The organism is Fictibacillus norfolkensis (genome assembly GCF_014836645.1).
Classification (GTDB): domain Bacteria; phylum Bacillota; class Bacilli; order Bacillales; family Fictibacillaceae; genus Fictibacillus; species Fictibacillus norfolkensis.
On sequence record NZ_JACSQM010000003.1, the window covers coordinates 335,186 to 349,629 of the forward strand.

Sequence of the window (14,444 nt, forward strand, 5' to 3'; positions counted from 1 at the left end):
AACAGTAAGAAAAGGAGGTTCCCTCTGGGAAACCTCCTTTCTTTTTATTTATTTAACATATCCTTAACTCGTTTTACGATGTTCTCTGATGTAAATCCAAATTCTTTTTGGATTACTTCTCCAGGAGCGGATGCACCAAACGTATCGATTGTTAACGTGTCTCCTTCAAGGCCGACATATTTATGCCAACCAAGTGACGCTCCCATTTCAATCGCTAGACGCTTCGTAATATTTTTAGGAAGAACAGATTCTTTGTAGTCTTTATCTTGCTTATCAAAGCTTTCCCAAGATGGCATTGAAACGACTGAAGCTGAAATCCCTTCTTTTTGAAGAAGTTCTTGTGCAGCAACTGCAATACTTACTTCAGATCCTGCAGAAAGAAGTAGTACATCTGCATCCGTTTCGGCTGGTGAAACTACATAAGCTCCACGTTTAACACCTTCATAAGCCTTTTCTTTTGTGTTCTTTAAGATCGGCAGGTCATGACGGCTTAATACCAATGCAGTAGGCTGATTCTTGCTCTCAAGCGCTAACTTCCAAGCTGCGTTGGATTCATATCCATCAGCTGGACGAATCAGGTTAAGGTTAGGCATAGCGCGTAGAGAAGCAAGCTGCTCAACTGGTTCATGTGTCGGACCATCTTCTCCTACCATCACACTGTCATGTGTAAATACATAAGTTACAGGAAGCCCCATTAGAGCAGATAGACGAATTGCTGGTCTTACATAATCTGAGAACACGAAGAATGTTCCACCAAACACATTTAGACCACCATGCAATGCCATTCCGTTCAAAGCAGCTCCCATAGCGAATTCACGAACCCCAAACCAAATGTTTCGTCCGCTGTAATCGTTGCGGCTGAAGTTATTTTCTCCTTCGATAAGCGTCTTATTAGATCCTGCTAAGTCAGCAGATCCACCAAATAATGAAGGTACACTCTTAGCTAAAGCATTGATCGCTTTACCTGAAGAAGAACGAGTAGCTATCGCTTTATCAAAGTCAGGAAGATCTTCATCCCAATTTTCTGGGAGATTCCCTTTGATCGCTTCTTGAAGTTCTTGAGCTAATTCTGGATAAGCTTCTGAATATGCCTTGAACTGATTATTCCACTCTTCCTCTTTAGCTTGCCCTTCACTTTTCAGTTGTTCAAAGTGTGAATGAACTTCATCTGGAACATGGAAATCTTGCTCAAACGTCCATTTGTATGCTTCTTTTGTTAGTAAGATCTCATCTTTACCTAGTGGCGCGCCGTGAGAAGCAGATTTTCCTGATTTATTCGGTGAACCATGTCCAATCACAGTCTTCACTTCGATAAGTGTTGGCTTGTTAAGTTCTTCACGTGCCTCTGAAAGGGCTTTTTCAATCTCATCTAGATTTGTTCCGTCTTCAACATAAATCACTTGCCAGCCATATGCTTCAAATCTTTGTTTTACACTTTCAGAGAATGAGTGATGAAGATCACCATCTAATGAGATATCATTTGAATCGTAAAGAACGATCATTCTACCTAGCGCAAGATGACCTGCCAGTGAAGCTGCCTCAGCAGAGACACCCTCCATCAGGTCCCCATCACCACAGATAGAATACGTGTAGTGATCGATCACTTCATGTCCATCACGGTTATATTTCGCAGCCAAATGACGTTCAGCCATTGCCATACCTACTGCCATTGCAATCCCTTGACCTAGTGGGCCAGTTGTTGCTTCAACACCTACCGTATGACGGAATTCAGGGTGACCAGGAGTCTTACTGCCCCATTGTCTGAAATTCTTCAAATCATCAATTGATAAGCCATAACCGCTTAAATGAAGCAAGCTGTATAACAACATTGATCCATGCCCTGCTGATAATACAAAACGGTCACGGTTAAACCATTCAGGGTTTGCAGGATTATGGTTCATGAATTTTGACCATAAGCTATATGCCATAGGGGCAGCACCCATCGGCATACCTGGATGCCCTGAGTTTGCTTTTTCTATGCTGTCGATAGAAAGTGTTCTTATTGTATTAATTGTTAATTCATCAATAGTTCGTGACAAAAAAATCATCCCTTCATATGTACTAAACAGTTTTGACTTTCATAATAAACGTTCAAGTGAAATTAGACAAGACAAACACATTATTAGCTATAGTTATTTTACCATCTACTCATGAAAACATACAAAAACCGCCTGTTTTCTTACAACATATTCGTTGTATTAGAACAGGCGGTTTAAATTTTATTATGCGAGCCCTGGTATGTGGCATGAAAAATGATCAGTATTTTCATCATAATCAAGTTTCATATTCTCCACGAACCATCTTTCTTCGTTTTTAACAAAAAATCGAAGACCTTCGACCTCTTGAATGTAATCGTTCTCTTCAGGCACTGCAGGCGTCACACCAAGTGAAAAACCTCCCGAGTCACCACTTCCTGCATATTTAACGAAAAGTCTTAAAGCCTCTGACGTTTCTAAAGTAATATCCTTATAAAGTTTCGCTGCTGCACTTGTAATTGAAAAAGTCAAAATATTCTCCCCTTTCAAAGTTGTTATATAACAGTATATACTAATATATATAGAATGCAACAGAAAAAATGCCTATTTACAGTTGAGTAAATAGGCATTTTATATTAATGTTTAAGGTTTTTTTTATTGTCTTTACTTCTTTTTAATTTTTCCGGTGTTACATCATCACCGTTAGGATCAACAAAAGTCATTCCGTGCAGATCTTGAACAAAAGATTTACGGAAAACTTGCAAATATTCTTCTCGCAGTTTTTTCTGTTCCGTTTTTTCTGCTGATGTTAGATCGGTTTGTTTGGATTTTTTAGACAGTTCATTTATACGTTGCATTTTATCTTTAGATAACATAGTAAAAAACTCCTTTATCAAGCATTCTTCACTCTATCCTACAGCAGAATGAAAGGAATTTCTAGTTATCTGTATTTTCCACATGTTCTTTGTATCTTCTATGTACGGTTGCTTTAGATACATCAAAGCCCAACCCTCTAAGCGTTAACGCGATGTCATGAAATGTAAGCTTCATGTTCTTTAAACGTACGATCTCAGAGATCGGCACTTCTTTTTTCTCTCTGCCACCACCGGTTTGATTCTTTAAATTCTTCTGAGGTTTATATCCTTCTTTAACAGCTTTTCTCATTCCACGCTTGATTTTCATATTATGAAGCTTTCGTTGGTATTCTTCTACAGTAGACACAATATCAAGCACCATTTCGTCCGCTTCTGTTAACGTGTATTCTCCATTATTAGAAAGGGTATATACTTTAATATTGTATTTGATCAACTGATGAAGTATTGCCATCTTAGCTTTTCCTCTGCCTAAACGGGTATCATCTTGTACAAGAAGGCACTGAAACTCTCCATCCCTTGCAAGATCTAATATATTTAACAACTCTTCTCGATCTAAAGAGAATCCACTTGCCTTCTCACGATAACAGTTCACCACTTCGAATTGGAATTGTAATGCTAACTTATTAAGTTCTGCTTCTTGTCTTTCTAATGAAGTCATTTGTTCCTCTTTATCTGTACTAACTCTGGAGTAAATAATTGCTTTCATTGACTAAAACCCGCTTTTTTATTTATTAACTGGTATGATTACTTTCTGTCCTGGAAAAACGGCTGCCGCATTTACACTGTTCTTCTTTTCGACCCATTTTATAAACTCCCAATTGGAGTAATGATGCTTGGCATTATACTCTTCAGAAAGACTCCACAGTGAGTCTCCCTCCTGTATGGTTACTTCAATATATTGAGCTTCTTGTGAGGCAAGATTTGATAACGTAAAAAATATACCACCTAACAACCCTAAAAATACAATAACATGCATTGTCCCTTGTTTCATTGTGATATCCCCTTTCAACAAACGTTTGTTCGTATATCTTGGTTTTATAATAACTGGAACATCTGTTCGGTGTCAACTATTTTTTCGAACTTATGTTTGTATCTCTGAATTCTCCATGATATACTTTTTGTAGATAAAAAATTCGGTGAGGTGCTAAAAAATGACTAAGTTATCCAGACGACAATTGGATATATTGGCTTTCATAAAAGAGGAAGTATCACAAAAAGGGTATCCGCCTTCAGTTCGTGAAATCGGAGAGGCAGTTGGCCTTGCTTCAAGTTCCACAGTCCATGGACATTTAGCAAGACTTGAGAAAAAAGGACTTATTCGACGAGATCCAACAAAACCAAGAGCGATTGAAGTATTAGGCTTAGATGACAACATTCCTTCTGTCCGTTCTGTTTCAATTCCTGTTATCGGTAAAGTTACAGCAGGTCTACCAATTAGCGCAGTTGAAAACGTAGAAGAATACTTCCCATTACCTGAGCACGTTGTTGGAGATGAGAACGTCTTCATGTTATCTGTTGTTGGTGACAGTATGATTGAAGCAGGAATCTTCAATAAGGACCTAGTTGTTGTAAAACAGCAGCCTACAGCAAATAATGGAGATATTATCGTGGCAATGACCGATGAAGATGAAGCGACTGTAAAAAGATTTTTTAAAGAAAGAAACCATATTCGATTGCAGCCTGAAAATTCGTCGATGGAACCAATCATCTTACAGAGCTGTACGATTTTAGGTAAAGTGATTGGCGTATACAGAAGTATTCATTAATCTAATCGTCAATGATTTTATATAGAAGAAGTGTCTAGTTAACTAGATGCTTCTTTTTTTTTATTGATCCTATTACTTCACTAATTTAAGATTAATACTTTCAAAAATCATTCATAGGCACTCCGGTACTCGACTAATGAAGGATAGAAGCTGTTAATTGACTGAATATTAAGTCTTTTTATCCATTTACATATTATACCTACATAGTTTAAATTGGCAATGTAACGTGGTTAACCACTAGAAATTAACTCCTTTGCACTTCGTTTAACTTTAATTATATTAGTAACAATCGTATTACTTGATAGGAGATGATCGAAGGGAGGACAAGTGTTATTATTTCAAATTAAATAAGGGGAGTGAGAATAATGCGCAAAAAACTATATCTTTACATGATTTGTTTTGCTCTTGCCGCAGTAGTATTTTCACCTAGGACATATGCAGAAAAAGACTATACGATTAAGTCATTTGACTACGTGAATGTGGATGGCAAAGCAGTCGATTCCAATGCTTTTAAGCTATTAGATGATCAGATCAAAGTGACTATGGTACTTCCAAAACAAAATAAGAACGGCGACTGGTTAGCTTATGGATTCACAAGCATGAAAGAATTAAATGCCTACATCGAAAAGGACAAGCTTAAAAAGCAAAAGAAAGTGGATACGATGGGTTCCGGCGCTTGTTGTACAGACTTTTATGAGAACAAAAATAAAGGTGGTGCTTACATTTATTGGAGAGATGGTTTTAAGAACCTCCCTTCAAGCTGGAACGACAGAATTTCGTCTCTAAGTACTGCGTCACCTTCATCAAGCTACTCAACAACGCTCTGGCAGCATACTTCATCACAAGGTTATGGTAAAGGAGTATTATTTAAACACTCTGATTGGTATGGTAAGACTGCGAATATGGCTTCTGATTGGAACAATATTGCATCCGCTATTGAGATCAAATGATTTAACACCCCTGACTTTTATTTTGTCAGGGGGTTTTGTTTTTTTATAAGTATAAAGTTACTCGGTCTTTCCTTCCCATGCTTCCATACCGCCTACCATATTGATCACATTAAAACCGTAGCTTTCAAGAAGTTTATATGCTCGACTACTTCTGCCTACAGATCGACAAACCAAAACGTACTCTTTCGATTTGTCTAATTCATGCATACGAAACTCTAACAAACCTAGTGGGATATTAGTGATTGTCGGTATATTTCCTTCTTTCACTTCAGAAGTTTCACGAACATCGATCATATGAAGAGAATGTCCTTCTTTCAATTTTTTCTCAAGTTCTTTGGCCATTATTGCTTCATTTCCCATTCCTCCTACAGTAAGCGATGTATTATTACCGGACTTCGTAAAAAAGATTAAGTTACTCTATCCATACATTCACCTAAAATTAATGATTCATAATCACGAACAAATTGTAGAAGAGCTTAGAATGAACAAAATTGATATTGCGTTATTTGAATGAATAAGTGGTTTGATCCCTTTCAGGTAGAAGTAGTCAGCAGAGATGAATTGCACATTGATGCACAGCATCCAATGTCTATTAAAACTTCCCCACTTTTTTAAGGGAGAAAGGATGTGGCAAAAGAGAATACGCTGATCAATTTCAATGTTCCGAAAGAATTGAACCAGTGGAAATTATTGAAACAAGCAGTCATTACTTAATCAAACAGATAGCTGTTAGAGGACTCGGCATCGGATTTCTTTCTTATTCAATGATCAAAGAAGAGGTATTAGAAGGGAAGCTTGTCCCCCTCGATCCACATGTAGTTTATCGTCCCTTTTATGCGGTATATACTGAAGAATACGCCTCAGGAACCATTTACTCAGAAGTATTAAAGCTTCTTCATATCATTAAATAGTAAATCAAAAAGAAACTAAGCTTTTCCACAATTTTCATTATGCAAAAATTCCGTAAAAAAATCGCGCTTTTAGTTAATGATAAGAACTCATACTAAAAGGGCGATTATTTATTTACGCAATACAATATACTAAGCAAAGCTGATACGAATGGTATTGCTCGACGCTACTTTTAATTGATCCTTATTGGCGTTCAAAAATGCGCTACACATTATCCCTTCTCCTACTTCTATAGGTGAAAAGGAGAGCTGAAAATCAAAAGCCAGCTGCTCTTCAGGCAGAACAGTTACGCTTACAAGGGGTTTTATCCAATATTCCCCACTTTCTTTTCCTTTTATATGTCCTTCTGGCTCAAGGTAACACCAAGCATCCTTCATTAGATTCCCATTCGACTTTAGCGACTTAAGCCTTTCCGCTGTAAGAACCTTACCCTGCATTTTAATCTTGTGAGTAGGTGACATTTTTAAGCAAAGAATAGGCTGCGAGATCGGAGTACCCCCAGTATTTTTAAAGATACACCTACAAGTTGCAGATAAGGGAGCTTCTCCTGGGAGCGGGTTCTCATGGTGAAGAGTGTAATCCAATAAGAGTTCTGCACTTTGTTTTGCTTCAATCTGCATGACTCCGGAACTTGGTACCAACATCTTAGAGTTATTCGTACCGTGATCCTGCTCTTTGTTTAAAGGAACTGGAAAAAGAAGGCTCCAGGGAATATCATTATCCTCGTCGTTACTCTTTACTGTTTCTATGATTCCCATAGCAATATGAAAAGCAAGAAGCTCTATATGTTGTTTCGCAATCTTTTCTTCCTCTTGACCGGTAATGGAAACCTTCAACTTTATAACATTCGAAGAAAATAACGACCATTTTCTCTTGAGTTTGAATTTGCACTTCTTTAAAGTCTGGTCTTTTTTTACACGATTAATTATGGCAGTCTGACACAATTCAGCGCTATATTCTAATTCGATACCATAGCTTTTAGCATCCTTCTCTACATTGACTTTGAAATCAAGGATACTTCCTGCTTCCCTATCATCATCTCTAACTTCAATCCCAAGTGCTTTCAGCATAGATGTTAAATGTATAAGTAATGCACTCCCCTCATTGCTGCTTTCACCATTCAATTGCAAACTTACTTGCCGACACCTTCCCTCTTTAAAGGCATACAATGTTTTCTTATCGGGATCGAACGAAATGTTATACCCCTTTTGCTCAAAATATAAGCAGTAAAAAGAAAGGTTTTCCGCCTCAAAATTCCCTTTTCTTTCACCTTTTAAATAAAAATCAATCATCAAAATAACGTCCCTCCAAAATATTCATAACTTATATTTATGAAGAATATCTCCAAAGGTGAGTGTTACAGCAGCAGTTTCACTAGATTACCAATTCATCACCAATATAGCCTAGATATCAATTCTAATCGGCTCCGCGCAAATACCAATTTTATACCAATTTACATAAAGATGATGAACTCGTCCAGATCCCTTTTCATTAGATCTCATAGAATAGCATTGTAGTTAACATTACTGTTGACTGCATACTGAATAAGGGGATGATTGAATGTCAAATTCATTAAACAATACGGGTTTACAACCCGAATGTATCGTTGCACAAAAACTGTTTGACTGGGTAATAGTTAGAACTGAAAGGGACTTCCTAGTAACATTAGGAGAAGCTTGTCTGGCAGCAATTAACGCCGCTCTAGCGCTAGGCCAAACCGTAGAAGGACGAGCTACATTAATTTCCGTAGCATGTAACATTGAAAATATTTCACGAGTGGATGATCGCATCGGACGACTTATACTGTCCAAAACAGCGGTAGTTCGAGTTCAATTCTTTAATACTTCTGTAACGCCGAATGAGTTATTGTGTGATTTCGAAACAGAACAGCTGATTACAACCGAACGTGCTTGTGTCTGCTTACCTCCCGAGTTCACACTAGACAACGTTACTTGTGACGTGTTCCAGTCTAACGTTGAAGTTCTTGGTTTACCGAACGCCAACGGTATCATCACAGTGGTTGCAGATTTTTGTCAGCAGATTACAGTAGAAGATGTAGTCCGCCTTGAAGTTATGGCTAGATACTGTCACCCTCGTGAGAACGACATTGAATGTGGCAGCATTACTTGTGTATTTCCTACTCCCCCTCAGCAATGTCCGGATATTTTCCCTCCAGCAGACATGGCATAACAATAATCTTGCAGTGAGCGTTTCAGATGCTCACTGCTTTTTGTTATACTATTTACTTTTGGACTGACACGTTTTATTCCACTAACAGTTCTTATCATTGAGGAACAGCATTGTTTTATAAGGACAGCAAAAAACCCTCTAAAGCGATATTGCTTTAGAGGGTTTTTTTTAGTTTCTTAGTACATGCTCATATATTGTTCGCGTTCCCAAGGGTGAACTTGTGTACGGAACATATCCCACTCGATCTCTTTCGCTTCAATGAAGTGCTCTGTAGCATGTGCTCCAAGAGCTGTTGTAAGAACTTCGTTTTTGCTGAATAGAGTTAGGGCTTCTTTTAATGTTGCTGGAAGATCTTTGATGCCTTCTGCTTCGCGCTCTTCTTTATCCATCACATAGATGTTTCTATCGATTGGCTTTGGAGCGTTTAGCTTGTTCTTGATTCCATCAAGACCTGCTGCAAGCAATACTGCCATAGCAAGATAAGGGTTAGCCGTTGGGTCAACGCTTCTTACCTCAATACGAGTACTGATGCCGCGAGAAGCTGGAATACGAATAAGCGGGCTTCTGTTTTGCATAGACCATGCAACATAACAAGGCGCTTCGTAACCAGGTACAAGTCGCTTATAAGAGTTTACAGTCGGGTTCGTGATCGCTGTGAAATCTTGTGCATGCTTTAAGATACCTGCTAGGAAATGCATTGCTGTTTCGCTTAATCCTGTTTCAGATTTCGCATCATAGAACACGTTTTCTCCATCTTTGAATAGAGACATGTTCGCATGCATACCTGATCCGTTCACACCGAACAATGGTTTAGCCATGAATGTTGCGTGAAGGCCATGTTTACGTGCGATCGTTTTTACTGCTAACTTAAACGTTTGAATGTTATCACATGTACTTACTGCATCAGCATATTTAAAATCGATCTCGTGCTGACCAGGTGCTACTTCATGGTGAGAAGCTTCGATCTCAAAGCCCATATCTTCAAGTTCTAAAACGATATCTCTACGGCAGTTTTCACCAAGATCTGTTGGAGCTAAGTCAAAATATCCACCTTTATCGTTTAGTTCAAGAGTCGGCTCACCCTTCTCGTCATTCTTGAATAAGAAGAATTCTGGCTCAGGTCCAATGTTGAAATCAGAGAACCCTAGGTCTTCCATCTCTTTTAAAACGCGCTTTAAGATTCCACGAGGATCTCCATCAAACGGGTTTCCGTCAGGCATGAAAATATCACAGATCAAACGTGCAACTTTGCCTTTTTCAGAAGTCCATGGGAAGATCATGAATGTATCTAAATCAGGATAAAGATTCATATCTGATTCTTCTATTCTAACGAATCCTTCAATTGAAGATCCGTCAAACATCATCTTGTTCTCTAAAGCTTTTTCAAGTTGACCAATCGGAATCTCAACATTTTTGATAACACCCAATAAATCAGTAAATTGTAAACGGATAAATCTTACGTTTTCTTCTTTTACCATTCTTAAGATATCTTCTTTAGTGTACTTAGACAAATCTTTCTCCTCCTTTAAATATAAAGCGCCTAGTTATGGCGATTGTTCACATAGTAAGTATTATTTAATGATCTTTTAATGAAAAAACCTGGAAAGTTCTCCTTGGATCAATGAGGTTTTTCCATGCCTGCCAGCATGAATCAATTCCCTTTTCAGCCTGCGATGAAGCGCAGATTCAGAAATTTGTTGAACACCTTGCACATTTGGCTGGTTTTTAATTAATTCTGCTGCCTGTTCATTCAGCTCAAAGACTCGTTTGATACCGGCTAAATTCACACCTTGTTCAAGAAGTGCTTTGATCTCAAGAAGTTTATCAACATCATTAAATGAGAATAAACGACGGTTCCCTTCAGTTCGTGCAGGATGAATTAGATCATGCTCTTCGTAATAACGAATCTGACGAGCTGATAGTTCTGTCAGCTGCATGACGATGCTGATGGGGAACAAAGGTAAGTTCCTACGATTCATATCGTTCATATTGCCTACCTCCTTTCAACTTCTTTTTATATCTTATGTCACAAAAGCTCACATGTCAATCCTAATGTTAGAAAAATTAACATCAAAACAAAAAGAGGCTGTTCGCCTCTTTTTGTTAAATCTATTGTTATCGTTTATTAATTAGTCCATGAGTTAAAAGTTCATCGGCAGCTGATAATACAGCAATCTTCACATGTTCATAAGTAAGACCACCCTGTACGAAAGCTATATATGGCGGTCGGATCGGACCATCCGCAGTTAGCTCAATGCTAGCACCTTGAATAAATGTACCTGCTGCCATGATCACATCGTCTTCATAGCCAGGCATATAATCAGGGTATGGAATCGCATAAGAGTTGATCGGTGAAGCTTTTTGTATAGCTTGACAGAACTTAATCATCCGCTCACGATCATTAAAGATTACAGATTGAATAAGATCCGTTCTCTTTGCATCATATGATGGACGCGTTTCCATTCCTAGTTCTTCTAAGAAAGCAGCTGTAAATACGGCACCTTTTAAAGCTTGAGCCGTTACGTGTGGTGCTAGGAAGAATCCTTGGTACATTTCTTGAAGACTGTAAAGAGATGCCCCTGCTTCACGACCGATTCCAGGGGAAGTTAATCGATACGAAATTCTATTGACTAACTTCTCTTTTCCAGCGATGTAACCACCTGTTTTGGCAAGACCGCCGCCAGGATTTTTAATCAACGAGCCTGCAATAATATCAGCCCCTGCTTCAATGGGTTCTCTTTCTTCAACAAACTCGCCGTAACAATTATCAACGAACACGATCACATCTGATTTGATCTCTTTGACGAAAGATATCATCTCTTCAATTTCAGTCACTGTGAATGATGGACGATCTGCATAACCTTTAGAGCGTTGAATTCCGATCACTTTCGTTTTTTCAGAAATCGCACGCTGGACTTCTGTAAAGTTAATCGCTCCTTCAGAAGTCAGATCTACATGTTGATACGAAATGTTGTAATCTTTTAAGGACCCTTCACCTGTTCCCCTGATTCCTACGATTTCTTCGAGTGTGTCATAAGGTTTACCCGTCATATAAAGCAGTTCATCTCCAGGGCGGAGCATACCAAATAAAGATAGAGTGATTGCATGAGTACCAGAAATGATCTGGGGCCTAACGATTGCAGCCTCTGCTCCAAAAACATCCGCATATACCTTTTCGAGAGTATCACGACCAGAATCATCGTATCCATAACCAGTCGAAGGATGAAAGTGATGATCTCCTACTTGATTGTTTTGAAATGCTCTCAGCACCTTTAACTGATTAGATTCACAGATCTCATCGATCAGCTTATGCTGCATTGTAATACGTTCTGTTATTTTTTCTGAAGTACGTTTCAGTACCTCTTCATTTTGAAACTGTGAGTACATGTTATTCTCCTTTGTTGCTGATGGACGGAATGGAAGTGGAAGATAACGCATATCCCTTGCATTCATATACCAAGTCTTCTTTATTAAACTCTTGTGAGATTAGTATCGTTTCTCCACGTAGTTGTGATAAAAGCTTACCGTCATGTGCCGGAACTTTAACCTCATAAGAAGTCATCTGTTTCATCACTTCTTTTTCAATCGTTTCAAGTAATAAGGAAATATCCTTACTCTCTAATGCAGAAATCGAAATGGATGGACTCTCTGGAATGAAATCTTCTCCAAACTGGTCTTTTTTGTTATATACCGTGAGCATCGGAATATGTGATGCCTTTAGGTCACTTAATATACGTTTGACCGTTTGTTCATGTTGGTTACGATCCTCGCTAGCACCATCAATCACATGGATAAGAAGATTTGCTTCAGCCGCTTCTTCTAGTGTAGATCGGAAGGCAGCGATTAATGACGTAGGCAGATCTTGAATAAAGCCTACGGTATCCGTTAGCAGCATTTGAAACCCGCTTTTTAGTTTTACTTTTCGCGTCAACGGGTCAAGCGTTGCAAATAGTTGATCTTCTTCATAACTATCAGCTTCTGTCAGTTTATTGAAGATCGTTGATTTCCCTGCGTTCGTATAACCAACAAGTGCTGCTTGAAAAGCTCCTTGGTGTTTGCGGCGTTCACGATATCTTTCTCTATGGCTTACAACTGAATTGATCTGTGTTTTCAGCTCGTGTATACGAAACCGAATATGACGTCTATCCTTTTCAAGCTTGGTCTCACCAGGGCCACGAGTTCCGATCCCACCACCTAACCTAGAAAGACTAGCGCCTATTCCTGATAATCGAGGCAATAAGTATTCAAGCTGAGCAAGTTCTACTTGAAGCTTTCCTTCTCTAGTCTTTGCACGTTGTGCAAAGATATCTAATATGAGCTGTGTACGATCAATGACTCTTGCATTGAAATGAGACGACAAGTTACGAACTTGAGAAGGAGATAACTCACTATTAAATATAATGATATCTGCTTCAAGCTCTTCTTCTAGAGTAATAATTTCTTCTACTTTACCTTTTCCGATAAATGTAGCTGAATCATAACGGTCCCTTTTTTGTGTAACAACAGCAGAAACTGTTCCTTGAGCCGTTTTCGTTAAAGATTTTAATTCTTCCATTGAATAAAAAAAACGCTCGTCGTTCTGCCGTGGAAGCTGACATGCGACGAGTATCGCTTTTTCATGAACTGAATCATTGTTTTTGTTCAAATTTGCGATCCCTGCTTTCCATAGTCTCCTCCCATCATATCAAATCGAATCCCGTTCTTCTAGCACAAGGTCATCACTTTGAATCGTCATCAATGCTCTTCTATCTTGGTTGCTTTCGTTCAAGAGCCTGACAGATTGCCTTCTGACCGCTTTTTCAACCATATTACGAATGTATCTTCCGTTTGAAAACGAACTTGGATTACTTTGCTTTACCCGTTCAATGTGGCTTTTTAGCTTCCATTCACAATCTCTTGTCAACATGTATTCTCTTTCTGTGATCATTCTCTTTGCGATCTCCATTAATTCCTCTACAGAATAATCAGGGAACGAGATAACAAGTGGAAACCTGGAAGGTAAACCCGGATTAAGTTTTAAAAATCGATCCATTTCTTTAGGGTACCCAGCTAAAATCAATATGAAATCGTGCTGCTGATCTTCCATCGCTTTTACGAGTGTATCGATCGCCTCTTTGCCAAAGTCTTTTTCTCCACCACGGCCTAAAGAATACGCTTCATCTATAAACAATATACCCCCACTAGCTTTCTTTAGGAGCTCTCGTGTTTTTTGAGCGGTATGCCCGATGTATTCTCCAACTAGATCAGCTCGCTCAGCTTCGATCAGATGACCCTTTGAGAGTACTTTCATCTCATGAAACAAAGTCCCTAACTTTCTAGCTACGGTCGTCTTTCCGGTGCCTGGGTTACCTTTAAATAACATATGAAGAGCCTGCTTTTCAGCTTTTAACCCTAACTCCTGACGGCATTTATTAATATGAAGCCACGCATAGATCTCTTTAACATGAAATTTCAAGTCTTCCATTCCGACTAAACGATTCAAATCTTTTTCCATTTTGATGAGGGGTTGGTGCTTTTCAATTGTTTTCTCTTTTTTTCCTGCAAGTGCTGCTCCATCATCGACCTTTGACTTTTCACTCGCTTGATTTAAAACGATATTGATCTGCCTTTGCTTTTTTATCGCAATAGGTTCATTCAAAAGGAACCACCTCACTTTGCCAGTCAAATCATAATACGCAACAACATCCGATTCCGTGACAAATGCCTATACAATTTCTTGATTCACTGTTATCAATTTATGTTGAAGTCTTATGATCTACTACAAAGACAAGCTTTGTT

14 protein-coding genes and 2 pseudogenes are annotated in these 14,444 nt (G+C 38.6%); 4 read left to right on the forward strand and 12 right to left on the reverse strand.

Annotation, left to right across the window (positions count from 1 at the left end; translation table 11 throughout):
- Positions 1-44: 44 nt before the first annotated feature.
- The 5 genes from tkt to yneA all read right to left on the reverse strand — a co-directional run bounded on the left by tkt (position 45) and on the right by yneA (position 3,842).
- Entirely contained in the window at positions 45-2,039 is a 1,995-nt protein-coding gene (gene tkt, locus H9648_RS08985; protein ID WP_191753550.1) for a transketolase, read from the reverse strand.
- Positions 2,040-2,222: 183 nt separating this feature from the next.
- Complete coding sequence (locus tag H9648_RS08990; RefSeq protein WP_191753551.1) at positions 2,223-2,507, reverse strand: HesB/YadR/YfhF family protein; 285 nt, start codon at positions 2,505-2,507, stop codon at positions 2,223-2,225.
- Between the two features lie 104 nt (positions 2,508-2,611).
- Positions 2,612-2,851, reverse strand: a complete 240-nt coding sequence (locus H9648_RS08995; RefSeq protein WP_144700628.1) for a DUF896 domain-containing protein — start codon at positions 2,849-2,851, stop codon at positions 2,612-2,614.
- Between the two features lie 61 nt (positions 2,852-2,912).
- The gene (locus tag H9648_RS09000; protein ID WP_191753552.1) at positions 2,913-3,557 is read right to left on the reverse strand and encodes a YneB family resolvase-like protein; all 645 of its coding nucleotides are present in this window, start codon (positions 3,555-3,557) and stop codon (positions 2,913-2,915) included.
- An 18-nt stretch (positions 3,558-3,575) separates the two neighbouring features.
- Entirely contained in the window at positions 3,576-3,842 is a 267-nt protein-coding gene (gene yneA, locus H9648_RS09005; protein ID WP_066393884.1) for a cell division suppressor protein YneA, read from the reverse strand.
- A 160-nt stretch (positions 3,843-4,002) separates the two neighbouring features.
- Between yneA and lexA the strand changes: the two genes are divergently transcribed.
- Both lexA and H9648_RS09015 read left to right on the forward strand, forming a co-directional pair.
- A complete protein-coding gene (gene lexA, locus H9648_RS09010) occupies positions 4,003-4,617 on the forward strand; it encodes a transcriptional repressor LexA (RefSeq protein WP_191753553.1) in 615 nt (204 codons plus the stop codon).
- Positions 4,618-5,057: 440 nt separating this feature from the next.
- Positions 5,058-5,567, forward strand: a pseudogene (locus H9648_RS09015) (hypothetical protein); the annotation flags it as partial.
- A gap of 57 nt (positions 5,568-5,624) precedes the next feature.
- Here the strand turns inward: H9648_RS09015 and H9648_RS09020 are convergent.
- On the reverse strand, positions 5,625-5,927 hold the full coding sequence (locus tag H9648_RS09020; RefSeq protein WP_191753555.1) for a rhodanese-like domain-containing protein: 303 nt from the start codon (positions 5,925-5,927) through the stop codon (positions 5,625-5,627).
- A gap of 254 nt (positions 5,928-6,181) precedes the next feature.
- Here H9648_RS09020 and H9648_RS09025 point away from each other — a divergent pair.
- Positions 6,182-6,478 (forward strand): annotated as a pseudogene (locus H9648_RS09025) (LysR substrate-binding domain-containing protein); the annotation flags it as partial.
- Positions 6,479-6,607: 129 nt separating this feature from the next.
- On the opposite strand, the gene H9648_RS09030 reads toward H9648_RS09025, so the two are convergent.
- The gene (locus H9648_RS09030) at positions 6,608-7,771 is read right to left on the reverse strand and encodes a hypothetical protein (protein ID WP_191753556.1); all 1,164 of its coding nucleotides are present in this window, start codon (positions 7,769-7,771) and stop codon (positions 6,608-6,610) included.
- A 265-nt stretch (positions 7,772-8,036) separates the two neighbouring features.
- On the opposite strand from H9648_RS09030, the gene H9648_RS09035 reads away from it, so the two are divergent.
- Positions 8,037-8,666 carry a BMQ_0737 family morphogenetic spore coat protein gene (locus H9648_RS09035; RefSeq protein WP_191753557.1) on the forward strand — a complete coding sequence of 210 codons (630 nt, stop codon included), beginning with the start codon at positions 8,037-8,039 and terminating at the stop codon, positions 8,664-8,666.
- 176 nt (positions 8,667-8,842) lie between these two features.
- Here the strand turns inward: H9648_RS09035 and glnA are convergent, their stop codons facing one another.
- The 5 genes from glnA to spoVK all read right to left on the reverse strand — a co-directional run bounded on the left by glnA (position 8,843) and on the right by spoVK (position 14,304).
- On the reverse strand, positions 8,843-10,177 hold the full coding sequence (gene glnA / locus H9648_RS09040; RefSeq protein ID WP_191753558.1) for a type I glutamate--ammonia ligase: 1,335 nt from the start codon (positions 10,175-10,177) through the stop codon (positions 8,843-8,845).
- A 75-nt stretch (positions 10,178-10,252) separates the two neighbouring features.
- Positions 10,253-10,654, reverse strand: a complete 402-nt coding sequence (locus H9648_RS09045; RefSeq protein ID WP_066393870.1) for a MerR family transcriptional regulator — start codon at positions 10,652-10,654, stop codon at positions 10,253-10,255.
- A gap of 127 nt (positions 10,655-10,781) precedes the next feature.
- The gene (locus H9648_RS09050; protein WP_191753737.1) at positions 10,782-12,053 is read right to left on the reverse strand and encodes a methionine gamma-lyase family protein; all 1,272 of its coding nucleotides are present in this window, start codon (positions 12,051-12,053) and stop codon (positions 10,782-10,784) included.
- 1 nt (position 12,054) lies between these two features.
- On the reverse strand, positions 12,055-13,311 hold the full coding sequence (hflX, locus tag H9648_RS09055) for a GTPase HflX (protein WP_191753559.1): 1,257 nt from the start codon (positions 13,309-13,311) through the stop codon (positions 12,055-12,057).
- Positions 13,312-13,350: 39 nt separating this feature from the next.
- A complete protein-coding gene (spoVK, locus tag H9648_RS09060) occupies positions 13,351-14,304 on the reverse strand; it encodes a stage V sporulation protein K (protein WP_191753560.1) in 954 nt (317 codons plus the stop codon).
- Positions 14,305-14,444: the final 140 nt, after the last annotated feature.